8 protein-coding genes and 1 pseudogene are annotated in these 24983 nt (G+C 66.0%); 2 read left to right on the top strand and 7 right to left on the bottom strand.

Going from position 1 to position 24983, the window contains the following annotated elements:
• Positions 1–273: 273 nt before the first annotated feature.
• The 5 genes from NA4_RS15995 to NA4_RS15975 all read right to left on the bottom strand — a co-directional run bounded on the left by NA4_RS15995 (position 274) and on the right by NA4_RS15975 (position 11329).
• Positions 274–897 (bottom strand): winged helix-turn-helix transcriptional regulator, encoded by a 624-nt coding sequence (locus NA4_RS15995; protein ID WP_067470428.1) that lies wholly within the window; start codon positions 895–897, stop codon positions 274–276.
• Positions 898–1182: 285 nt separating this feature from the next.
• A complete protein-coding gene (locus tag NA4_RS15990; RefSeq protein ID WP_067470427.1) occupies positions 1183–6816 on the bottom strand; it encodes a type I polyketide synthase in 5634 nt (1877 codons plus the stop codon).
• A complete protein-coding gene (locus tag NA4_RS15985; protein WP_157129049.1) occupies positions 6813–7688 on the bottom strand; it encodes a thioesterase II family protein in 876 nt (291 codons plus the stop codon). Before NA4_RS15985 ends, NA4_RS15990 begins: the two co-directional genes overlap by 4 nt.
• 80 nt (positions 7689–7768) lie before the next feature.
• On the bottom strand, positions 7769–9487 hold the full coding sequence (locus NA4_RS15980) for an NAD(P)/FAD-dependent oxidoreductase (protein ID WP_218022306.1): 1719 nt from the start codon (positions 9485–9487) through the stop codon (positions 7769–7771).
• A 24-nt stretch (positions 9488–9511) separates the two neighbouring features.
• Positions 9512–11329: an NAD(P)/FAD-dependent oxidoreductase gene (locus NA4_RS15975; RefSeq protein ID WP_067470425.1), complete on the bottom strand. Its 1818-nt coding sequence runs from the start codon at positions 11327–11329 to the stop codon at positions 9512–9514.
• Positions 11330–12128: 799 nt separating this feature from the next.
• Here NA4_RS15975 and NA4_RS15970 point away from each other — a divergent pair.
• Positions 12129–12965, top strand: a complete 837-nt coding sequence (locus NA4_RS15970) for an AfsR/SARP family transcriptional regulator (protein ID WP_084497130.1) — start codon at positions 12129–12131, stop codon at positions 12963–12965.
• A gap of 100 nt (positions 12966–13065) precedes the next feature.
• On the opposite strand, the gene NA4_RS15965 is transcribed toward NA4_RS15970, so the two are convergent.
• The gene (locus NA4_RS15965) at positions 13066–13332 is read right to left on the bottom strand and encodes a hypothetical protein (protein ID WP_067470424.1); all 267 of its coding nucleotides are present in this window, start codon (positions 13330–13332) and stop codon (positions 13066–13068) included.
• A gap of 436 nt (positions 13333–13768) precedes the next feature.
• On the opposite strand from NA4_RS15965, the gene NA4_RS15960 reads away from it, so the two are divergent.
• A complete protein-coding gene (locus tag NA4_RS15960) occupies positions 13769–14404 on the top strand; it encodes an MspA family porin (RefSeq protein WP_245671403.1) in 636 nt (211 codons plus the stop codon).
• Positions 14405–15009: 605 nt separating this feature from the next.
• Here NA4_RS15960 and NA4_RS15950 read toward each other — a convergent pair.
• Positions 15010–24942 (bottom strand): annotated as a pseudogene (locus NA4_RS15950) (non-ribosomal peptide synthetase); the annotation flags it as partial.
• Positions 24943–24983 lie beyond the last annotated feature (41 nt).

Raw genomic sequence — 24983 nt, 5'->3', positions numbered from 1 at the left:
TCGACCGGTCAGAGCTGGTGCACAGCGGAATGTTCCTACGTTCCGCAGCCATTTTCATATATGCCTCCACTCAGCGAACAATGCTGCGCAGTCGCTGTTCCATTTCACTTACTCAGCGCGTAAGTGCGGTCAGGAGACGCCATGGGCGCCGGGCGCGCCCGCACTCGACAACCGCTGCGGGATCCTCGTGCGGCGGGAGTGCTGGGCCGGCAGGTGCAGCACCTACCGGCAACCGGCGGTCACAGGTGACTGCGGCAACCGGTGGCCGTCAACTCAGCCGTGCGTGAACGCGACGGCGAGATCCTTCTCCTGCCCGTGGAGGTCGCCACCCGCGATCGCCTGTTCGACCGTCAGCATGCCCGATGCCAAGCCCAGCACCACCGCGGCATCGCCGCGAAGCACAGTCGCCGGCTCCGCACCACGGCAGAGTTCGACGTGCCTGCCCGTCTCGTCGACGCGAACGGTGACGATCGTGTCGTCTATGGCCACACCGACCGTCGTCGGCTCATCGGACCGCCTATCGGGCAGCAGCGAATCCAATGCCACCACCAGCCAGTGACCCTGGCACACATCGTCTTCCTTAGGGCCCGAGATCATCAGTGGAGTGCTCCAGCTAACCAGGGCGCCAACCGCACCCCGAAGCTCACTACCCCACGGGGTGAGCGTGTACTCGACACCATTTCCCTCGGCGGCGAGGGTCCGCTGGACGATTCCGACTTCTTCCAGCTCGCGCAGGCGTTGGGCAAGCAGATTGGTAGCAATGCCGGGCAGCCCTGCCAACAGTTCGCCGTACCGGGCCGGGCCGACCAGCAGCTCGCGGACGATCAGCAGACTCCAGCGCGTGCCGATGACGTCCAGCGCTCGGGCGAGACCACAATATTGACCGTAGGATCGCATTGCTCTCCTCACCCACTCGTGCTTGACTTTCTTTTACTTACTTGAGTATAGAACAGCACATTTGCACATTCCCAGATCGCGACTCACGCTCAGCAACTCGGCAGACTTCGTCATAGCATTCAGCAATAAATGCCCGCGAGCGCCTGGAACAGAAAGTCTGAACCCCACCGGTCGTGGTTCACGGCGCCCGGTCACTTCGTACCGTCCGACTCCGCCGACGAGATGAGCGAAACCATCCGGACCTGGCGGGCAACCTCCTGGGAAAATCTGGGAGCGGTTCGCCGACTAGGGCACCGTGACACCGTCTCGGCCGTGATGGTCGGCGGCAGACTGGTTGCCCCCGAGCTCCCGCAGCAGCCCTTCGAGTTCGTCGGGGGAGGCTCCGGCGAGTAGCTGCTCCAATTCATCGAGCTGATCACCGCTGTCGCTCGTCTCGGTGGGCGCCGAATCATCCGCGCCGACATCAGGTTTGGATCCCCCGAGATCGAGGCGCGTGACCAGCCCTTCCGCGAGCGTGGAGATCGTGGCGCCTTGAAGCAGGTCGAGGACTGAAACGTCGATCTGCAGGACGACCTCGATGCGGTGTTTCATCTCGATCGCCATCATCGAGTCCAGCCCGAGGCTGCTGAGCGTTTCCCCGGTGCCGACCTGCTCGGCTTCCAAGCCGAGCACCCGCGCGACCACCTCGCGCAGGTACTCGCCCAGCACGACAGCGCGCTCGTCTTCGCGGGCTTGCCGCAGCGCGGCCAGCAGCGACTGGGAATCAGCACCACTGACCTCGAGCTCATCCCCCGCGCCGCGGACCGCGAGTTGGGAAAACATCGGCGGCATCTGGCCCGCCAACGACGTCTCACGTGCTGTCGCCCAGTCGACGGTGATCGCTACTACGTGGGCTGGACGTTGATGCAGGACGCGGCCCAGAATCTGCATGCCTGCCTCGGGGGTGATGAGTTCGATACCGCGGCGGGCATACATCTGTTCGAGGTCGAGCTGTTCGACCATGCCTACCGACCACGGCCCCCACCCGATGCTGAGGGCGGGTAAACCGAGCCCGCGCCGGTAGAACGCCAGTGCGTCGAGGAATGCGTTGCCGGCCGCGTAGTTGCCTTGGCCCGGAGACGCGATGACCGACCCGGTGGACGAGAACAGAATGAAGAAGTCCAGGGCCGTATTCCGCAAGAGGCGATGCAACGCCCAACCGCCCATCAGCTTGGGCCGCAGGACCTTCGTGAAGGTTTCCTGGTCCATCCGCACGAGCAGCTCGTCGGCCACGACACCAGCGGTGTGTATGACACCGGCGATCGGGGGCAGACCCTCCCTGCTGTGCGCGGTGAGCCACTGTTGCAGCCGGTCGGCATCCGTCACGTCCACCGCGGCGAGATGAATTCTGGCGCCTAGGGATTCGAGCTCTCGGAGCTCGTCGACGAGGCACCTCTGGGGGTGGTCACCGGGCAACTCGTTCCAGGATTGTCGAGCCGGGACCGGGGTACGGCCCATCAAAACAACGTCGCGCGCTCCGCGCTCGATCAGGAATCGCGCGACCAGCAGGCCCAGCGAGCCCAGGCCACCGGTGACCAGATAACTACCAGCGTCACGCATGCGAGCCGGGAACGGCGGCGTCAGATCGGCGCTCTCGGCGAGACGGGCGACGTAACATCCACTCCCCCGCAGCGCGACTTGATCCTCGACGTCGGGCCTGGTGATCAATCCGACCAACAGGCGGGCTTGCTCCGCGTCGCTGTGCAGCGGGTCGAGGTCGCACAGACCACCCCAGAAGGTCGCGAATTCGTGGTGCCCGATGACGCGACCCAGCCCCCACAGCGGGGCCTGCGCAATATTCGGTCGATCATGGTCTGCACCGACCGATTGTGCCCCGCGGGTGACCAGCCACACCTTCGGTACCTGAGACAGCTCAGCCGACATTGCCTGCATCAGACGCATGACCGAGTAGACGCCCGTCTCTTGAGAAGCCTGCAGGTACTCGGCTGTTCCAGTGTCGTCGAAGTCGATATCGAGACTCCACAGATGCACCACTTTGCCGATCTCGTGCTCACGCAGGGTTCGCATCAACTGCGAATAGTGGGCCGGGTTGGTCGAGTCGATCGTGTACTCGTCGCGGCTTCCGACGGGCTCACTGACGTCGGCGTGTGTCACGCAGAAGACACGGCGCCCGCCGGCTCGCACAATGGCCGCCGCTTGGGCACCAACACCTGTTGCGTCGGTGAAGATCACCCAGGCGTCGGCGGTGTCGGTCGCGTCGAGCGGCGTGGCCTCGACCGCCGCAGGGTCATCTGCCACCGTGATCGCGGAGGGTTCCTCCTGCCATTTCAGCTCGTAGAGACCACGGTCGATACGCTCCGGGGAGAGGCTCGCGGCTGCGGCGAGGGACTGCGCTCTGAACCCTTGGATCTCGACAAGAACCCGTCCGGTGCGGTCACACAGCGCGATATCACTGACGATCAGTGATCGATCAGCCCGCACCACTCGCGCAACGACGACCATGTCGTCCGTGGGCGGTGCCAGCACACGGATGCGGTCGATCTGAACCGGAAGGTACGGTGTCGCGCGCTCACGATCGGAGTCGGGCGGCGTGGCCGCGATCAGCAGAACCTGGAAGGCGGCATCGATCAGCGACGGATGGAACAGGTAGTCCCCGACGCCGGCGCAGATCTCGTCGGGAATCGCGACGTTGCCGATCGCTACCCGGTCACCAGTGGCGATATCGCGTACCGCCTGGAACGCGGGCCCGTACTGAAATCCCATGCCGCGTGTCCGTGTGTAGAACTCGTCCTGGGAAACGTGGTTCCCGCACCCAGTGCTGATGGCCGCGAGATCATGCGGCTCGGAGGCTGTGACGCTCGCGCCAAGTTGGGCGGTCGCATGGATCGTCCACTGCCGTTCGCCGCTGGGCAGCGCCAGAAAACTGGCGATCTCGACCCGCGCCTGCTCCGCATACAGCGTCGTGCGCAACCGCGCATCAGATACGGGTGCCAGCACCAGCGCCTTGTGCAGCTGCAGCTTGTCGACACTGTAGCCATCCTGGCCATACACCTGATGAGCGGCGGCTAGCGCCATCTCGATCAGCGCCGCGCCCGGAAGCAGGACATTCTCCTGGATGCGGTGATCGGCCAGATACGTCAGATGACCGGTATCGAGTTCCACTTCCCAGGTGGGATGCGCGGCGTTCATCCGCTGCCCGAGCAGCGGGTGTACCTGTTGGTAGTGGCGGTCCTCGCGGGCCTCGGCCGACTCGTTCCAGTAGGTCTCGAGCTGCCACGGATAGTTCGGCAGCTTGACCAAGTGTGTGTCGGCCGAATGGAAGGCCTCCCATTTCACGGGTTGACCGTGGCTGTGCAGGGAGCCCAGCGTCCGCAATAGAATCTCGTCGTCGGGTTCATCGCGTCGCAGCGACGGGACCACCAAGCCTTCGTCCTCAGGCCGGGTGAGCAACTCCCGCATCGAGCTTGCCAGGACCGGGTGGGGTGCGAGTTCGAGGAAGTGGGTGTACCCGTCATCGACCATCTCACTGAACGCGGCCGAGAACAGGACTGTGGCCCGCACGTTCTGCCACCAGTAGCGGCCGTCGGCTCCACTTCCATCGATGCGGCTGCCGGTGACCGTCGAGTAGAGCGGCAGCTGGGCGCGGCAGGGGCGCAGTCCCGCCAAGCCGGCCTCCAGGTCCGCGCGCAGCGGATCCATGTAATGGCTGTGGAACGGGACTTCGACTGGCAGGAAGCGGTGGAAGACGCCGAAGGTCTCCAACTGTGCGGCCATGCTCTCGAGGACTTCGGCGTCACCTGAGAGCGTCACCGCGCTCGGGCTGTTGATCGCCGCTACCGACACCTTCGGTCCCGCGTCGGCAACCGCCTGCTTGAGGGTTTCGGGTGTCATACCGACGGCCAGCAAGCGGCCACTGCCCGAGGTGCGCTGTTGCAGAGTGCTGCGGTAGTAGATGACCTTGGTCGCGTCCTCCAGGCTCAGCACCCCTGCCACATATTGCGCAGCGACCTCCCCTGCACTGTGCCCGATGATCGCGTCGGGTTCGATTCCCCAGGAGCGCCAGAGTTCGGCAAGGCCGACTTGCAAAGCGAAGTTGGCCGGTTGCGCCACTTCGGTCTCTGCCATGCGGGACCGGTCCTCGTCGGCGAGGAGCTCATCCATAAGCGACCAACCGGTGTGTTTCTGCAGTTCTGTGGCGCATGCTTCGACGGCCGCACGGAATACCGGCTCGGTGTCGAACAACTGCCGCCCCATACCCCACCACTGCGGACCCATCCCGGAGAACACGAAAGCGAGTTTGGGCCTGGTCCGAAGCTGCGCGCGACCCGCGACTACGCCGACGGACTTCGCGTCGCCGAGGTAGGCGCTCAGCCGTGTTCGGGCCTCATCGGCATTTCGCGCGACCACGGCAAGACGATGATCGTGATGAGTGCGGCGGAGATTGCACGAATACGCGATATCGGCCAGGTTGCGGTCGGTATCGTCCAGGAACGCGCACATCGACTCGGCCAACTCGTGCAAAGCATCGGCCGTGCGGGCAGACAACACGACGACGCGGCGCTGATCATCGCCGTGCGCCGGGATCGAGTTCTCCGGAGGCGGGCCCTCGAGCACAGCATGAGCGTTGGTTCCGCCGAAGCCGAACGAGTTCACTCCCGCGTATCTAGGGCCATCGGTCTGTGGCCATTCGGTCAACTGCGTAGGCACGCGCAACCCGAATTCGTCGAACGGTATAGCGGGGTTGGGCTCCTTCAGATGCAGGTTCGCTGGAATGCGCCCGTGTTTGAGAGACAGTGCGGCTTTGATCAGGCCGGCTACACCGGCCGCGGCTTCGAGGTGCCCGATATTGGTCTTGACCGACCCCATGAGGACGGGGTCGTCGGCGCGCCGGTTCGTCGACAGGACTCGACCGATCGCGGTGGCCTCGATCGGATCTCCGAGCGAGGTGCCCGTCCCGTGCGCCTCCACATACTGCACTTCGTGGGGGGAAACTCCGGCCCGCGCGTAGGCCGCGCGCATGGCAGCCTCTTGCGAGTCACCGTTCGGGACAGTGATGCCGTTGGTGTGACCGTCCTGAGTGACGGCAGTCCCGCGGATCAGCGCGTAGATCGAGTCGCGATCGGCCCGTGCCTGGGCGAGCGGCTTCAACAGGACCACGCCCGCGCCTTCGCCTCGCGCGTAGCCGTTCGCGGAGGCGTCGAACGTCTTGCACCGGCCATCGGGGCTCAAGAACCCACCTTTGGATTCGGCAATCGTCATATTCGGGGCCAGCATCACGTTGACGCCACCGACGACGGCATGGGTGCATTCACCGTTCCAGATCGCTTGCGTCGCAAGGTGCAGGGCTACCAGCGAGCCGGAGCATGCAGTGTCGACGGTGAGGCTGGGGCCGCGGAAGTCGAACGCGTGTGACAACCGATTGGCCAGCATCGTCATCATCATGCCGGTGGCCGAGTGCGCCTGAAGTTCGTAGCGGCTGTGCACCCCGTAGTTCTGCAGCAGCTTGTAATCCAAAGTGAAACCGCCGACGAACACGCCGACGTCGCTGCCTGCGAGTCGGTCCGCGTCCTGGCCGGCATCTTCCAGCGCCTCCCAGACCGCACGCAGCAGCAGGCGCTGCTGCGGGTCGAGCCATATCGCCTCGCGCGGTGAGATACCGAAGAAGTGGGCGTCGAATTGGTCGACCCGCTCGAGGAAGCCACCGCGGAAGGTGCTCATCTTGCCGAGCTTGGCAGGGTCGGGATCATAGAATTTGCCGACCTCCCAGCGATCCCGCGGGAGCTCGCGGGTGGCGTCCACGCCTGCGCAGAGCATGTCCCAGTAGGCATCCGGGGTAACGGCTCCGCCGGGGAAATGGCATCCGATTCCGACGATCGCTATGGGTTCGCGGGGGAGGTTGTCGTGCTGTCGATCGCTCATGCCGGTATACCGCCTCCGTGGTTCATCGTGGACCGCAGTTCGTTGGTGAGCTGCGCGAGCAGCAGGTCCTGACTGCCCTGGATAAAGAAATGCGGACCCGGCAGCATCGTGAGGCCGAACTCGTCGCCCGCCTGCACTTTCCACTGCTCGAGATCCGAGCGCCCGACTCGCACGTCCTGCTGGCCGCCGAAGACCGACATCGGCACCGGCAGCGGAGCTTCGAAGGTGTACTCGTAGGTGTCGCACAGTTCGACATCGGCGCGAAGTGTCGGCAGGAGAGCACGCATGATCTCTTCGTTGTCCAGCACGCTCTGCGGCGTGCCCTCCTTTGCCAGCACCGTTTTGAGCACCTCGTCGGGCAGGTGATAGATCCGAATATTGGGGTTCGGCAGCTGCGGCGCTCGGAATGCGGCCAGGAACAACCGTTCTGGTTGCCGCGCACCGGTCCGTCGCAACTGTCGGGCCAGTTCGAACGCGACGAGTGCACCCATACTGTGTCCGAACAGCGCGAACGGCCGGTCGAGCAGTGGGGTGATGGCCGCGTCCAAGTCGGCTACGAGCGAGACCAGCCGCCGATAGGGTGGCTCGCTCGACCGGGACTCCCGGCCCGGCAGCTGGATCGCACACACTTCGACTTGTTCGGGCAGATGGTCGCTCCAGCTACGGAAGAGAGTGGTGCCTCCGCCGGCGTAGGAGAAGCAGAACAGTCGCAATGCCGGATCCGTGCTCCCGTGCCGGACGAACCACTTCTGCTCCGTTGCGGCCCGCGTCCGTACTTGGCGCAGGCGTTCGGCGAGTCGGGCCCGTTGTTCGGGTGGCAGGTGGGCAAGTCGTGCCCGTAGGCCCTGTTCGGTCATGGTCGGCCCGGCCATCGGTGGTCCTGTGTCCGGGCAAGTCCGCCTTCGACTGCGGCGGCCGATCGGATTGCTGGGTTCATGTTCTACGTCCCGGTTCAGGCCATCGAGGGGCTTTGCCGACCCAATGTGACCCACGCACTGGTGATCGAGTTGGTCTCGTGCAACTGCTGGTACTTCGACTGCAAATCGGTCAGCAATGGATCTGCGAGCCAGGCTTCGATCTGCGGCTCGGCCGAGAGTTCCGGTGTCTCCCGCAGTCGATCGATGACGGTGGTCACCAGTTGTCCGGCGACCTGCTCGAGTAGCGCGACATTCTTGGCGAATTGCTCGTCCAGTTGGTCGTCCGGCAGCTCGGCGGCCATCCCCTCGTGCAGCTCGACGATGAACGGCAACAAGGTGTACGGCTCTGCGAAGACGCCCTCGGCCGGTCGGTCGTCCACCGCATGCCACTCGCGCGCGAATTGCTGCACGCGGGTGTGGATCTTCCAGGCGCGAAGCAGATTGGCCATCGATCGGGGGCTGTCGCCCAGGCGCGGAAACTTTGCATGGAAGAACAGCAGGCCGGGCACTGACCAGTACATGATGGTGTCCCAGATGACTTTTGCCACCATCACCTGGGGGTTACCCATCAGCTGGAACTGTTGCTGGTAGGCGACCAGCCAGATCTCGCTGAGCACCAGGTAAACCTGATTGTGCGCGACGACCTTCTCCCGGATGTCTTCGCCGGCGCGGTCGCGTTCGATCAGATCCACGATCAGCCCGTTGCTGATCCCCATGAGGTCGCCGCCGGAGGAGTACAGCGGATCGATCGAGACCCCGGCCTCACCGGTGAGACACCAACGGTCCTCGGAGTACACCTGCCTACAGCCATAGGCGTAGTCACGCATGATCCGGAAGTCCTGAATCTCGTCGCGATGACCTTCGACGGCCGCTGCGCACTGCGGTTCATGGCTGCCGAGCCATTCCAGGGCGCGGTCGAGCGTGTTGAATCCGTCGTGCGGATGAATGTCGGCGTCCGCGACGATGCCGATGCTGGTCGATCCCGATGCCAGCGGGATCAGCCATACCCAATACCCATGGCCCATCAAATGATTCGTCGACAAGCGCCGGGCGCCACCGCGGCGGCCGTAAGGGCCCCGTTCGACATCCGTGCGCGCTCGCCAGTTCTCGTCGCTGGACCAGGAGCCGATGTCGACCGGAAGCGCTACCCGGAACCACGACGAGTTCGCCCGGTGCGAAATCGGTTTGGCAAGGCCGAGCTTACGTTTGAGCAGGCCCGCGCGCCCGGACGCGTCCACCACCCACCGCGCCTGAATGGATCGATGCTCGTTACCGTCGCTCACCTCGATCAGGTGCTGCTCGTCACCGCCTCGCAGATCGACGCGGATGACACGCTGACGGTCGAGGAATCGCACTCCTTCGGCGGCGATGCGGACGCCCAGGTGGTTCTCCAGGCGACCGCGATCGAGCTGGTAGGTGGGCAGGGGCGCCTCTTCGATTTGCCCGAACTCCACGCGGCGGGCGATGTCGTGATTCCCATCGTGGGGGAAGAACATCCGCAGCCCGAACTTACGCAGTTGCTCTTTCTCCAGATGGTCTTTCAGACCGAGCACATCGCGCAGGTAGTGAGCCTGCATCTCGACGCTGGACTCACCGACCTTGTGGGCCGCCTCGGCAACTGGATGCGCCTGCCGTTCGATCACGGTGACCGCGAGCTCGGGCATGGTCTGCTTCAACTGCAGGGCCAGGGTGAGTCCGGCAATGCCGCCGCCGATGACAGCCACATCGACCGACTCGCTTGCTTGGTTGAACATTTTGCCTCCGTGAGGATTTGGCGCTCAGAACGCGGTTGCCGCTCGCGCAGCAGGTGTTGACTGTCCGGCATCGGGCCGTGGGACAGTGATCCAGTCCGGGCTCGTCGGATTGCGGTGCCGCTCACTGCGATAGGTAGCCAGCAGACCGGCGATGATCGGGTCGCGCTGCCAGCCCTGGATACAGGCGACGACATCGTCGTCGTGGGTCCGCTCGGCGTAGGTGGCGATGACCGTGCTGACAACCTGACCGGCGAGCTGAGCGAACAGGCGCGTGTTCTCGCTGAACCGCTTTTCGAACTCAGCATCGGTCAGCTCGTCCGCCATGCCGGCGTGCAGCTCGACCATGAAATTCAGCGGCGCGTAAAGGTCGATGAACTGCGCTGGCAGCTCGGAGTTGTCGATCGAGGCCCACTCACGAAAGAACTGCTGGACCCGGTTGCTGATCTGGGTCAGCCGCCCCAGGTCCGCGGCAACCGACGGGACCGCCGCCGCACTGCGGAACTTGTCGTTGAAGAAAAGCAGACCGAAGACGCCCCAGTAGAACGCGGTGTCCCAGATGACTTTCGACGACATCACACGCGCGTTGCCCATGAGCCGGTACTGCTTTTCGTAGATCGCCAGCCAAATGCCGGCAACGTTACGGAACAGACTGTCATGCATCGCGCCCAGGGCGGTGACGTCCTCGCCGGCCAGTGAACGGGTGATCAGGTCCACCACCAGCCCGTTTCCGATAGAGATCAGATCCAGGCCCGGCGAGTAGAGCGGGTCCAGGAACACACCTGCCTCACCCGTGAGACACCAGCGCTGCTCCCCCGAGAACATCTGCTCACATCCATAGGAATAGTCGCGCATCACCCGGAAGTCCTGGATAGCGTCCGCATGCTCATCCACGACTGCCGCACATTGCGGTTCGCGCCGGCGCAACCACTCCCGCGCCTTGTCTAGGGTGTTGAAGGAACCGAACGAATGTGCCTCGGTCTCGGCAACGATCCCGACGCTGGTAGAGCCCGACGCCAGCCGGATGAGCCAGACCCAGTAACCGTCGCCCATCAGGTGATTCGTCGACATGGCGCGGTCACCTTCGGCTATCCGTTCGGCCCATTCGCGATCGTCGGTCCACGCGTCGACGTCGATCGGGTGCGCAATACGGAACCACGCCGCGTTCGCTGTGTGCCCGACCGGCCTACGCAGAGCACGGTGGTGACGCTGCAGCAGTTGGCCGCGGCCGGAGGCGTCGACCACCCACCGCGCGCGCAGGCTACGCTCCCCGTCGGGACCTGCGATCCGGATCCGGTGCACCATGTCATCGGGCCGCAATTCCACCTCGACCACCTTGAAGCCCGCGAGGAACTCGACCCCGGCTTCGCAGCAGCGCACCCCGAGTTCGTTCTCCAAACGACCACGGTCGAGCTGATAGCTGCTCAGTGGCACGAACACCGAGCTGCCCAACTCAACTCGACGAGTGATATCGGAGTTGTCGTGGTTGCTGAAAAACATCCGCAATCCGAACTTGCGGATCTGCCGTGCCTCGAGGTGGTCCTGCAATCCGAGTACGTCGCGCAGATAGTGCGCGGCGATTTCGACGGTGGACTCCCCCACCTTGTGCGTGGCCTCGGGGACTGGATGAGTGAGCCTTTCGACGACAACCACCCGAATACCGGGCTGCTGCTGTCGAAGCTGAAGCGCGAGCGTCAGGCCGGCGACACCACCGCCGAGAACGACCACGTCGTAGTGCCCTGACTCGGTCTGTTCTGTTGCCTTGCGGGCGCGCAGCGACTCCACGAGCGCCGCCCGCTGGTCGCCCGACAATCCAGAGAGTCGATGTCGTACGGATTTGGTCATGGATGCCTCCTCGCAGAAGCACTCTCCCGGCAGCCACTTTCGCAGCCCTTACGTCGCTCGAAAGGGTCATGTAAGTAGCCGAGTGTTCGATAAGGCGGCTGACCCACGACACTGTCGCTCGTCCGCAGAACACGCAGCAATCCGCATCGACTCCACGTGACACGCACTATCTGCGGCATCCGCTCGAGCCGAGCTCGGTGCCGTCGTCGCCTTCGCCGAACCAGGCTATGCCGCGACGGAACTCGTTGAGGTTGCACGCCACGCCGGAGCTCTCAGCGCGTATCTGTGGCCGACCAGCTTGGGCCGCAGCACTCTCGTGAACGTCGCCTCATCCATCCGCGCAGCAGTTCGTGGTCGACGACCAGCAGGCGAGCTTGCTCGACGGCGCCGTGCGACGGGTCCAGGTCGCGTAGGCCGAGCCCGTGCTGCCCCAGCGCGTCGCGAATTCCTGGTGGCTGATCACGCGACTGAGCGCCACAGCGGTGCCCGTTGAGCTACTCGGCCGATTATCCTCTGCGCCAATAAATTGGCGCTGGATGCCATGATTCTCCTCGCTCGAGCACTATTAGGCGGCCACTTCCGGTGCGCTTACGTCGCACGAAAGGATCACGAAAGTTCCTGGGTATTCACTAGACTCGGCCCAAGATGACGGTGTCCGGGATGAGCCTTCATAACCGACCACACAGCTCGGTTTCGGCCCCGGAACCATCGGCACGACGCATCGGGGCGGGGCCGGCTACCGGGACAACGACGCCCCCTGTTGCTCGATGCGGCTCAGCCCTGGGAGGGGAGGCCCACAATGCCGGAACGGCATGCACGCGCGCGGAACGAGATTCCAGACCCGTCGACCGCCGCGACACACCACTTCACGGCGCGCTTTTTCGGGCCGTTCCAGATCTCCCGCGACGGCGATCCGATCGACGATGCGGCTGAGCTGGGGCGCACGAGCGCCCGCACGCTGCTGAAATGGTTCCTGCTCAACGAGGGTGTCCGCATCGAGTCGCCGCAGCTGACCGAGCTGCTCTGGCCTGGCCGTCGCTCGCGCAGCAACCCGAATCGGCTGCATGTGACGCTGCATTACCTACGGCATCTGCTCGAGCCCGGTTTGGCCGCCCGGCAGCCGTCCACCTTCATCCGCTCCGATGGCAAGGGCCAGTACTGGTTCGACTTCGCCGGCTGCTGGTGGACCGACGTCGTCGAGGTCGAACGACTCTTCGCTGCCGGAAAAGCCGCCGAGACGGACGGCGACCTCGAGGCAGCGATAGCGTCGTACGAGGCGCTGCTGGACTACTACGACCGAACCTTTTTGCCGGAGAACACCTTCGACGACGCATTCAACTCCTGTCGCAGCGAACATGAGGTCGCACACCGGTATTCGGAGAGCCGCCTGCTGCGCCTCTACCTGATTCGCGGCCTGCCCCACAAAGCACTCCCGATCGCTCTGTCGGTCCTGGAGCGGGATCCCTACTCGGAGGCGGCGTCCACAGCGATCGCCGAGGTCAGTCTGCTGCAAGGCAACGTAGTGGCCGCACGGTCACAACTCGCCCGCTATCTGGAAACGATTCGTCGCGAACTCGGCGTCGATCCGAGCCGAAGCGCACTGCGACTCTGGAAACGCATCGAACGGGCCGGATGAATTCACAGATAGCCGCCATGAGCCCACCCGGCGATGAAAAGCCACGTCATCGCCACCACCAGAGCGGCGTACAGCAGCACCGCCAGGATCGCCTTGCCGTTCACGGGACATCGACCGCCGGTGTGGCGCGGTGTACGGGTTCGGGTTCCTCGCCCGTTGGGCCGAACACGGCCGGAACCAGCCACCGCTGAACGCCCAGCCGGATCAGGCCGAGCACCGAGAGCCCCGACAGAAAACCGGCGACCATCACCGCCACGACCTCCAACTGCGCAAGCCTGCGGAATATCGGCCAGATGAGCTGGTACGTCACCAGAATGACGAGCGTTTGCAGAAACAGATGAGTCGCGAGTTGCAGTATCGTCGGCACGGCAAGCCCTTTCCGTGCAGCAGCAACGGCGGGCAATCCGGCCGATTACATTGCGCCACACGATTGTCGTCTGTCACTGGCAATACTGGCCGGACGGGTTTCGAGGCGCTTACCCGATGCGTAAACGGCCGCGTGTGGGCCGGACAGGGCCGGTCCACGGCCACTACGGCGGCCCGTCGGCGGTCGCGAGGCACTGGTCCCCGCCGCACAATCGTGCACCGTGCCGGGGCAATGCCGCACCCGGACCGAGAGTTTTCGAACCACTTTCCGTCATCGTGATCTCCTGTGTCAGTGTGTCTTCCGAGAAAACGGCGCGAGCGAGAACACTCGGCATTCGAAGAGTGACTGCCCAGTAATGGGGGCGCTCGCTCGGTGCTGGAGCGCGAGACCGAAGCCGTACTATGGCGTCTGACTGTTACTAGGACTAAGGATTCCCTTGAAGGGCTCGACCATCGCGATGCTCGGCATCGCCGCTACCACGGCGTTCGGCATGACCGCCCCCACCGCGTCCGCTGATCAAGTGGCGGACAAATCTCGCGTCGTCACCACCGAGGACGGCTGGGAGTTGCAGATCAGCAAGACCGCTGAAGACGTGCAACGCGTACCCAACCTGGCCGCGACGCCATTCACCCGCGAAGGGTTCGTCACGTTGTCGGCGGCAGCCGATATCGGTGGTGCAGGCGGGGAGGCGGTGAATTCCGGGACGTTGCAGCTGGGATATCAGATCGGCTGCCAGGCCGATGTGTCCAACGGACTCACCGTCGGAATCTCCGCGGCGATCGGCCCGAACGCGATGGTGACCGTCGCTCCCTCGCCCGGTCTCGCCGTCGGCGGCAGCGCGCTGGCCCTGCCGAATATGTCGACAACCATCAAGCCCGGCACCATCAGCACCCTCACATTCGGCACGAAAACGCTCGCCGGGCCGCATGGTTCGATCTCCGTCGATCAGGTGCAGATCAAGATCGATGCGTGCGCAGGCGCGGTGAGCCTGCGCTCGTTCGCGATCGTGTCCATATCCACCGCCACAGCCGACAATTCGGTCGCGGTCTACGGTGACCCGATATGGCTGTGATCCGGGTGTCGGGATGGCGGCGTTGGATCGCGCCGGCCGGGACATCGGTTTCGCTGATCGTCGCTGCGGCGACCGCATCCGCCGCACCCATCGTTGCGGCCGATCCGCCCTCGGCGTGCAGCGAAGCATCCAGCGCGGCAACAGATCCCGCGTGCGGCGATGCCCCGAAGGGGCGCGGCGGGCCCGCGGTGCCGCAGACACCGCTGCCACTGCAGATGCTGGCTCCCCCGCCCCCGCGGTCGGCACCCAGCACGAATACGCCTGCTGGTGCGCTGGTTCCGCCCGCGCCGGGTCCGGGCGGGGCCACTCCGATCGTGCCTGCCCAGTAACCGGGTGCCTGCTGGCGGGCCTCCGCCCAGCCCGCCAGGCAGGCATCAGCGGGCAGACCGGAAGCATGCAAGGCTGTACCTAAAACGCAATTCACGCTCCGAGTCGATGAGCGATCGGGAACGTGTGGCCGCACAACTCGGCGCTGTCCCGTATGCACCGAGGGCGTGCCACAGAAACGAGCTTTCCCGCGTGACAGTTTTCCTGTGCTGTGTGCGCGAATCACCCGGCCAGCCGCTCCAACGGCTGACCGGGTGATCTCGCGACGACGCCGGAGGTCACTCTCGGTTGGTCATGCCTTCTCGCCATATCGTGGTCAGGACCTCGGCGATCTGGGCGAGTCCAGCGGTGGTGGTCATCTGCCAATGCGTCGTCGATACGGCGTGGTTATGGACCGTGCCGTCGACGATCTCACCCCAGAGCGCGGCCCCCACATGCCCGGTGGGGTCATCCAAGGCGGCGGTGAAGTACACGACATCACCCTGGTATTGCGAGGGCCGGTAGGCGGTGCGCAGGGCCACGGAGTGCACTGCCGCGTCCAGGATCCGGGTGACCCGGTCGGCGCCGAAGGAGGCGAACGGTTCGGGCAACTCGGTGAACATCTGCGGCAGTGCCGCCCAATCCAATTCCGCGACGTTGCCCAGATCCCCGGCCGCTGCACCGAGCAGCCCGCCGATCAACTCGGCCGCAGGCACCTGACCGGCGTCGGTGACCACCGTTCCGGGCGGATCGGCCATATAGCTGTCCATGACCGCGAGTAGCGCGACGGTGTCGCCTTCGCGTTGCAGTTGCACCGCCACTTCGTGGGCGATCACCCCGCCGAAGGACCAACCCAGCAGGTGGTACGGACCCTCCGGTTGTACCGAGCGGATCTGTTCGACGTAGCGCGCCGCCCAGTCCTGGATCGACTCCGGCATCACCGCCTCGGCGGCCAGCACCGGGGTTTGCAAACCGTAGAGCGGCCGGTCCGGGTCGAGGTAGGCGGCCAACCCGGCATACGACCAGGAAATCCCCGACACCGGATGCACACAGAACAGCGGTGCCGCCGAACCCCCGGGCCGCAGCGGCAACAACATGTCGAACGCCGCCTCGGTTTCCACCTGCCCGCTCGCACGGCGCGCCAGATCCGCCACCAACTCACCCGGCGTGGGCGCGGTGAACACCCGCATCACCGGGACCTTCGTACCCACCGCGCTCGACAGCAGGGCGGCGAGCTTCGCCGCGATCAGCGAGTTGCCACCGTGTTCGAAGAAGTTGTCGTCCATCCCGAACCGGTCGACGCCGAGTACCTCCGCGAAGGCCTCGGCGACCGCCGCCTCCACCGGGGTGGCGGGCGCACGATAGACGCGCGCCCGGAATTCCGGTGCGGGCAGCGCAGCACGGTCGAGCTTCCCGTTCACCGTCAACGGCAGGGTGTCGATCACAACGATCGCCGCAGGCACCATATAGCCGGTCAGAAATTCGGCGACCTTGATCCGCAATTCGGCCGGGTCCACATCCGCCCCGGACTCGGGCACGACGTATCCGACCAACTGCTCCCCCAGCACCGGGTCGGTGCGGACCAGCGCAACGGCCTGACTCACACCCGGGCACCGCAGCAACGCCGCCTCGATTTCACCGAGTTCGATCCGGAAACCCCGCACCTGCACCTGCTGATCACCCCGCCCGCCATAGGCCAGCCCCGGCTCACCACCGCAGCGGGTCCACCGCGCGATGTCCCCCGACCGATACATCCGCGACCCCGGCGCACCGAACGGATCGGCCACAAACCGCGTGGCGGTCAAACCGGCCCGCCCCACATACCCGCGAGACACTTGGCTGCCTGCGACATAGATCTCGCCGGGAGTGCCGAACGGTGCCGGACGCAAACGGACATCCAGCACACGAGCATCAAGCCCGGGCAGTGCCCGGCCGATCAGACTCATAGCACTATCCACCACGTGTTCATCGAGGGACAGGAACGACACGTGCACCGTGGTCTCGGTGATGCCATACATGTTCACCAACCGCGGCGCATCCACCGGATACCGCTCATACCAACGCGACAACTGCCGCAGATCCAGCGCCTCACCCCCGAAAATCACATACCGCAACGCCAACTCACCGGCCGAGGCCTCCCGGTCGGCCTCGATCAACTGACTGAACGCCGACGGGGTTTGGTTCAACACCGTCACCCGCTCCCGAACCAGCAACTCCCGGAACAGTTCCGGGGAACGCGAAGTCGCGTAATCGACCATCACCACACTGCCACCACTCGCCAGCGCGCACCACAACTCCCACACCGAGAAATCGAACGCGAACGAATGAAACACCGTCCACACATCACGCTCGCCGAACCCGAACAACGGCTCAGTGTTGGCGAACAACTCCACCACATTCCGATGCGTCACCCCCACACCCTTCGGCACCCCAGTAGAACCGGACGTATAGATCACATACGCCAGATTCTCCGGCCGCAACGGCGCCACCCGCTCCGCATCAGTCACCGGATCATCAGCGAACTCCACTGTCTGCTCCAACACCACCACCGGCAGCTCGCTGTCCGGCAAGGCCGCGCGTTCCTCGCCGGTGGTCAGCACACACACCGGCGCCGCGTCCGCCAGCACCCCCGCCACCCGCTGGCTCGGGTAGCTCAGATCGAGCGGCAGGTACGCCGCACCCGCCATCAGCACACCCAGCAACGCGACCGGCAGCTCTTCGGTCCGCGACACCGCCACCGCGACAAGCGATTCCGGCCCCGCCCCGACCGCGATCAACCCACGCGCCACCTGGTTCGCACGACGACACAACGCATCGAAACTCAGCGTCGCATCCCCGAACCGCACAGCCACCGCATCAGGCCGCAACCGCGCCTGCTCACCGATCAACCCCGGCAGCGTCGCCGCAGCGGCCGAAACGTTGCTCGATGTCGGTTCACCGAGAACAATGGCGCGCTCGGACTCGTTGAGGAGATCGATGTCCCCGACCGCAACGGTCGGATCCGCGGCCACCGCCGCCAGAATTCGACCGAATCGATCCGCGAATCCTCGCACGGTCGCGTCATCGAAGAGGTCGGTGGCGAAGGAGAACTCCGCGTACAGGCCGACGTCGTGACCGGATTCCAGCGCCACGCTGTTCTCCCGGATGGCCAGCGACAGATCGAATTTCGCGGTACCCGCTTCGAAATCGACCGCCTGCACCGCCAATCCGGGCAGTTCGAGACGCTTCTCGGGCAGGTTGTCGAAGGTCAGCGACACCTGGAACAGCGGATGCCGCGCCGTGGAGCGTTGCGGGTTGAGCAGTTCCACGAGACGTTCGAAGGGCAGGTCCGCATGGGCGAACGCCTGCAGATCCGTGCTCCTGGTCTGTGCGAGCAATTCCTCGAAGGTCAGCCCGCCCGGCACCTGCGTGCGCAGCACGAGTGTGTTGACGAACATGCCGATCATGTCGTCGAATTCCGGCTCGCCACGGCCGGCCACCGGGGTGCCGATCGCGATGTCGTCGTTAGCGGACAGGCGCGCCAGCAGCACCGCGAACGCCGCGTGCACGACCATGAACAGCGTCGCGTTCTGTGCCCGGGCCAATGCCCGCAGCTCCCGGTACAGGTCGGCGTCGATCGTGAAACCGACGCGTCCACCGGAGAACGATTGCACCGCGGGCCGGATGCGGTCGGTGGGCAGCGGCAACTCGTCGGGGAGTCCCGCGAGCGTCGAGCGCCAGTATTCGATCTGCTGCGCGATGAGACTGCGCGGGTCGTCCTCCACGCCGAGCACACTGTGTTGCCACAAGGTGTAATCGGCGTATTGCAGCGCCAGCGGCGACCAGTCGGGCGAGACTCCGGCCGTGTGGGCGGCGTAGGCGCGCATCACGTCACGGGTCAACGGTCCCATCGACCACCCGTCGGCACTGATGTGGTGGGCGACGAAGACCAGCACGTGGTCGGTGTCGGACAGCCGCAACAGCACGGTGCGGAACGGGACGTCGACGGTGACGTCGAAGCCTTTCGTGACGACATCGCGGATCTCTCGGCCGACCTGGTCGGCGCCGATCCGCTTGGGCAGGAGATCGATCGGGACATCGGATGGGTCGAGCACCTGTTGCACCGGGCCTGCCGATGTCTGCGGGTAGCGGGTGCGCAGTGTCTCGTGCCTGGCCACGAGGTCGACGACGGCCTGCTGGAGGGCGGTGACATCGAGGGGGCCGGTCAGCTGGACCGCGACCGGGATGTTGTCGACCGCGGAGGTGGTGTCGAACTGGTTGAGCAACCACATCCGTTGCTGGGCCGGCGACAGCGGGATCTGTTCCGGTCGTGGAACCGCCACCGGCGCGCGGCGGCCGCCGGCGCCCGCGCGCTGTTCGGCCAGCATGGCCAGCCCGGCCACGGTGGGCGCTTCGAACAGGGTGCGCACCGCGACCGTCGTTTCGAGTGCGGCCCCGAGGCGGGCCGCGACCTGAGTGGCCAGCAGCGAATTGCCGCCGAGCGCGAAGAAGTCGTCCTCGGCGCCCACCTGACCGGCGCCGAGCAGGTCGGCATAGATGCCTGCGACGATCTCCTCGATCGGGGTCGACGGCGCCCGGTACACCGCGGCCGCGAACTCCGGTTCGGGTAGCGCGGCGCGGTCGAGTTTGCCGTTGACGGTCAACGGCAGCGCGTCGAGCACGACGAACGCGGACGGCACCAGGTACGACGGCAGCACGGCACCGAGGGCCGACTTCACCACATCGAGATCGGCGGTGTCGCCCGAGGGCACCAGATAGGCGACCAAGCGGTCACCGGTGTGCGCGTCGGTTCCCGTGGTCACCACTGTCTGCGCGATCTCGGGCAGGGTCAGCAGCGTGGCCTCGATTTCGCCGGGTTCGACGCGAAAGCCACGGATCTTGAGCTGGAAGTCGCCGCGGCCGCGGTATTCCAGTTCACCCGCGCCATTCCACACGGCCAGGTCACCGGTGCGGTACATGCGCTCGCCCGCGCCGAACGGATCGGCGATGAACCGCTCCGCGGTCAGCGTCGCGTGTCCGAAGTACCCGCGCGCCAGTTGCGCACCGGCCAGATAAATCTCACCCACGACACCGTCGGGAACCGGTTGTAGTCGATCATCGAGCACGTACACCCGGTTGTTCCACTCGGGAACGCCGATGGGCACGGTCACGCCGTCGCCCTCGGTGACCCGATGGCTGGTGACCGAGACCGCCGCCTCGGTCGGGCCGTAGAGGTTGAACAGTTCGGTACGCGGATGTTCGCGCTGGAAGCGTTGCGCGAGCGCGGCGGGAAGCGCCTCACCGATGGCCAGCACGCGCCACAGCGAGTCGGGCAGCCCCGCGGTGAGCAGCGCCTCGAGCATCGACGGCACGACATGCAGGGTGGTCACCCATTCCCGGGCCATCAGCTCGGTGAGGTAGGCCGGGTCCCGGTGGCCGTCGGGTGCGGCGATGATCAATCGTCCGCCGCACACCGCCGCCGACCAGAATTCCCAGACCGACAAATCGAACGTCGCCGCGGTCTTCAGCAGAATCGCGTCGGCGGCGTCCAGCGCGAATTCGACATTCTTCCAGCGCAATTGGTTGACGATCGCCTCATGCGCCACCGCGACGCCCTTCGGCAGGCCGGTGGAGCCCGAGGTGAAGATCACGTACGCCGTGTGATCGGGCCGCAGCGGGACGATCCGGTCCGCATCGGAGATCGGCATCGGATCGAGGCCCGCGAGATCCAGTTCGGGCACGCGCACTACCGGCGCGATCTCGGTGTCGAATCCGGTTCCGGCCAGTACACAGACCGGGTCGACCGCCGCCAGGATGTAACGGGTGCGCTCGGCGGGCTGCTCCGGGTCCACCGGCACGTAGGCGCCACCTGCCTTGGCCGTGGCGTACATGGCGACGAGCAGATCCACCGAACGCGGCAATGCCAGCACCACCCGCGACTCCGGACCGACTCCCAGCGAGATGAGGTGCCGCGCAAGCCGATTGGCCCGCGCGTCCAGCTCACCGTAGGTCAGTTCGGTGGCGCCATCGGGTGCGTCGGCGACCACGGCGACGGCATCCGGCGAGTTCGCCACGGTGGCGTCGAGCAGCGATGCCAGCGTCGCAGGCCGCTCGGCAGGCCGTTGCGCGGCGTTGCGCCGCACCAGGATGTCCGCGCGCTCGGCCTCGCTCAGGATCGCCATCTCTCCGACCGCGGTCTTGGGGGCTCGCGCTACGGTCTCCAGTATTCGCGACAGTCGCGCGACGATGGTGTCCGCTGTCGAGGCGTCGAAGAGGTCGGCGGCGTAGGTCAGGAAACCGTTGATACCGGCCGCCGCGCCGGATTCGGCGTAGCTGTCGGCAACGATCAGGTGCAGGTCGAATTGCGACAAGCCCGTGTTCAGTTCCAGCCCCGCCACCGTCAGGCCGGGCAGCTCCAAGGTGGCCTCCGCCAGATTCTGGAACGAGAAGCCCACTTGGAACAGCGGATGGCGGGCGGTGGAGCGGACCGGATCGAGCACCTCGACCAGCCGCTCGAACGGCACGTCGGCGTTGGCGAACGCCTCGATGTCGGCATCCCGTTGCCGGAGCAGGAGTTCGGTGAACGGCTCACCGGCGTCGATCCGGGTGCGGAAGACCAGGGTGTTGACGAACATGCCGATGAGGTCGTCCAGTACGGCTTCGCCTCGGCCCGCGATCGGGGTGCCGATGGCGATGTCGTCGGTCCGCGCGAGCCGGGCCAGCAGTACCGCGAAGGCGGTGTGCACCACCATGAACAGGGTCGCGCCATGGTCGTGGGCCAGGTCGACGAGGGCCTGATGGGTCGCGGCGCCGACGCGGACCTCTACCTTGCCGCCGGCGAACGACTGCACGGCCGGACGCGGCCGGTCGCTGGGCAGGTCCAGCTGTTCGGGCAGCCCGGCCAGGGTCCGGCGCCAGTAGGCGATCTGCTGGGCGGCGCGAGAATCCGCGTCGTTCTCCGAACCGAGGACTTCGTGCTGCCAGATGCTGTAGTCGGCGTACTGCACGGGCAGCGGCGCCCAGTCCGGCGCAGTGCCCGCCGTGCGCGCGGCGTAGGCGACCATCAGGTCCCGGCTCAGCGGCACCAGTGAGGACCCGTCGGCGCTGATGTGGTGCACCACCATGGCGAGCACATGCTCGACGGGCTCGGCGCCATCCGCCCCCGCGACACCGAACAGCGCCACCTGGAGGGGAACCTCGGCAGTAACGTCGAAGGTGGTCGAAATCGCCGCCATGACAGTGGATTCGACATCCTCCGGCGCCACCGTCCGCACCTCGAACCCGGGCACGGCCTGTTCCGGTGGAAGGATCACTTGCACCGGCCCCTGCGCAGTTTGCGGATAGACCGTGCGCAGGATCTCGTGCCGGTTCACCACGTCGGCGATGGCGGCGCGCAGTGCGGCCACATCGAGATCTCCGGTGAGCCGCACCGCCATCGGCACGTTGTAGGCCGCCGATCCGGTGTCGAACTGGTTGAGGAACCACATCCGCTGCTGGGCGGCCGACAGCGGGATGCGCTCGGGCCGCTGACGCGCGGTCAGCAGCCCGCCGCGGCCGGAGCCCTCGTAATCGGCCAGGCGGGCGGCGAGCAGGGCGACGGTCGAGGCTTCGAACAGCAACCGAACCGGCACTCGAGCGTCCAGGACGGTCCCGAGCCGCGCCGCGGCCTGCGAGGCGATCAGCGAGTTCCCGCCGAGGCGGAAGAAATCGTCATCCGCGCCGAGCGGACGGGTCGTACCCAGCAGTTCGGTGAACACGTCCGCGACGGCCTGTTCGAGACGTCCCGACGGCGGCCGGAACGGGGCGGTGGCCAGTTGCGGCTCCGGCAGAGCGCGCCGGTCCAGTTTGCCGACCGGGGTCAGCGGGATCTCGTCGAGGACGACGACGGCCGTCGGCACCATGTGGGCGGGCAGCGTGCGAGCGAGTTCGTCCACCAGCGCCTCGGTGTCGATGGACACGTCCGGCGCCGGCGACACATAGGACACGAGTATCGTTGCACCGGAATCGGATTCACGACCTACCGTGACCGAGAAGTCGATGTCCGGGTGGCCGGATAGCTCCGCGTCGATCTCCCCGGGCTCGATCCGGAAGCCGCGCACCTTGACCTGGAAATCGTTGCGGCCGACATAATGTATGACGGTCTGCTCGCCGATCCGCTGCGGGCGCACGATATCCCCGGTGCGGTAGAGCCGTGCACCGGGCGGACCATAGGGGTCGGCGACGAAGCGGGCGGCGCTGAGTGCGCGACGGTTGTGGTAGCCGCGCGCGAGCTGGCCGCCACCGAGATACAGTTCGCCCGTGACGCCTTCGGGCACCGGGCGCAACCTGCCGTCCAGCACCAGCGCGCGCATGCCCCGGATCGGCCCGCCGATCGTCACGGGCCCCTCAGGAGACAGCGGATCGCTGATATTGGTCATGATCGTGGTCTCGGTGGGCCCGTAGCCGTTGTAGAACTCCCGGGTCCGCCTGCCTGCGATCGGCTGTATCCAGCGCCGCAGCAGCTCCGGCGGGCATGCCTCGCCACCGGCGATCACCACTCGGAGCCGGTCGAGCCCGGCCGGGTCCATCGAGGCCAGCGCCGCGGGAGTGATGAACGCGTGGGTCACCCGCTCGCGCCGCAGCAGCGCGGTCAGGTCCGCCCCGCCGTAGACGGTCGGCGCGACCACGACCATGGTCGCCGCGCCGCCTACGGCCAGCAGCAACTCCAGCACCGACGCGTCGAACGACGGTGACGCGAAATGCAGTGTGCGCGAGCTACTCGTGACGCGATAGCGCTCGCGCTGCTCGGCGCAGAAACTCGGCAGGCCGGCGTGGGTCACCACCACGCCCTTGGGCACACCGGTGGAACCGGAGGTGTAGATGACGTAGGCCGGGTGGTCCGGACGCAGCGGTCGGGTCCGATCCCGGTCGCTGATCGGGTCGGTGGGGTGCCGGTCGAGTGCGTGCGCGAACTCGGCGGTGTCGATGACCAGCCACTCGACGTCATCAGGGAGGTCGGCGCGCACCGCACCGACGGTCAGACCGAGCACCGCTCGCGAATCCGACACCATCTGTGCGACTCGATCGCGGGGATAGTGCGGGTCGACCGGCACGAAAGCCGCGCCGGTCTTCGCGATGGCCCACACCGCGAGCACCGACTCCAGCGATCGGGGAATGCCCACCGCTACCAGGTCCTCGGGCCCGATACCGCGTTCGATCAGCGACCGCGCCAACCTGGTGGACTGCTCGTCGAGTTCGGCGTACTCCAGTTCGCCCAGTGCTTCGGACTCGTCGGCGAAGAGCACCGCGATACCGTCCGGGTTCTCCTCCACCGCGGCGGTCAGCAGATCCGGCAGCAGCGCGATGGTGTCCGGCTCGTTGCCGTGCGCCGGGGTGGCCGAACCCGCGGCGACCAGCCGCCGGGCCTCTTCCGCGTCGAGGATGTCGATGTCCCACACCGCTGTCGACGGTTCGGCCGCCACGGCGTCGAGGATGCGCTCGAACCGCGACACGAAGGAGCGTACCGTCGATTCGTCGAAAAGGTCGGTGGCGTAGGCGAATACGACGATCATCTCACCGGGTGAGTTGTCGGCGGCCAGTCGCGGTTCGATGATCACCTGCAGGTCGAATTTGGCGGTGATCTCGCCGGTGTCCAGTGCGGCGACCGTCAGGTCCGGAAGTTCCAGCGTGGGCTGCTCGAGGTCCTGGAACGACAACATCACACGGATGAGCGAATCGGCCGCCGCGCTGCGCGGGAGACCGGCTTCCTCGACGACTCGTTCGAAGGGAATGTCGGCGTTGCCGAATGCCGACAGCGCCGTTTCCCTGGAGCGGTCGACCAGGTCGTGGAAGGTTGCCGCGGGATCGACCTCGACGCGCAGGGCGAGTGTATTGACGAACATCCCGACCAGATCGTCGAGTGCTCGTTCGCCGCGACCGGCTATGGGGGTGCCGATCACGATGTCCGTGCCACCGGACAGCCGCCCGAGCAGCGCCGCGAGGGCGGCGTGGACCACCATGAACAACGTCGCGTTGTGCTCACGCGCGATCCTGGTCAGCTGGTCGTGGATCGGAGCTGGGATGGTGACGGCGGTCGACGCACCGCGGGTCGATGGCGTGGCGGGGCGTGGACGGTCCGTCGGTAGCCGCAGCGGCCCGGACAGCTGGGCCAGCTGGTCGCGCCAATACGACACCTGCTTCGCCGCGCGTGAAGACGGATCGCTGTCGGATCCGATGGCGGCGTGCTGCCAGAGGGCGAAGTCGGCGTACTGCACCGGCAGCGGCGACCAGTCCGGTGTCCCGCCGCCGGTGCGCG

The organism is Nocardia amamiensis NBRC 102102 (genome assembly GCF_001612745.1).
Taxonomy (GTDB): Bacteria; Actinomycetota; Actinomycetes; order Mycobacteriales; family Mycobacteriaceae; genus Nocardia; species Nocardia amamiensis.
This window is presented reverse-complemented; position numbering and strand designations above follow the sequence as displayed.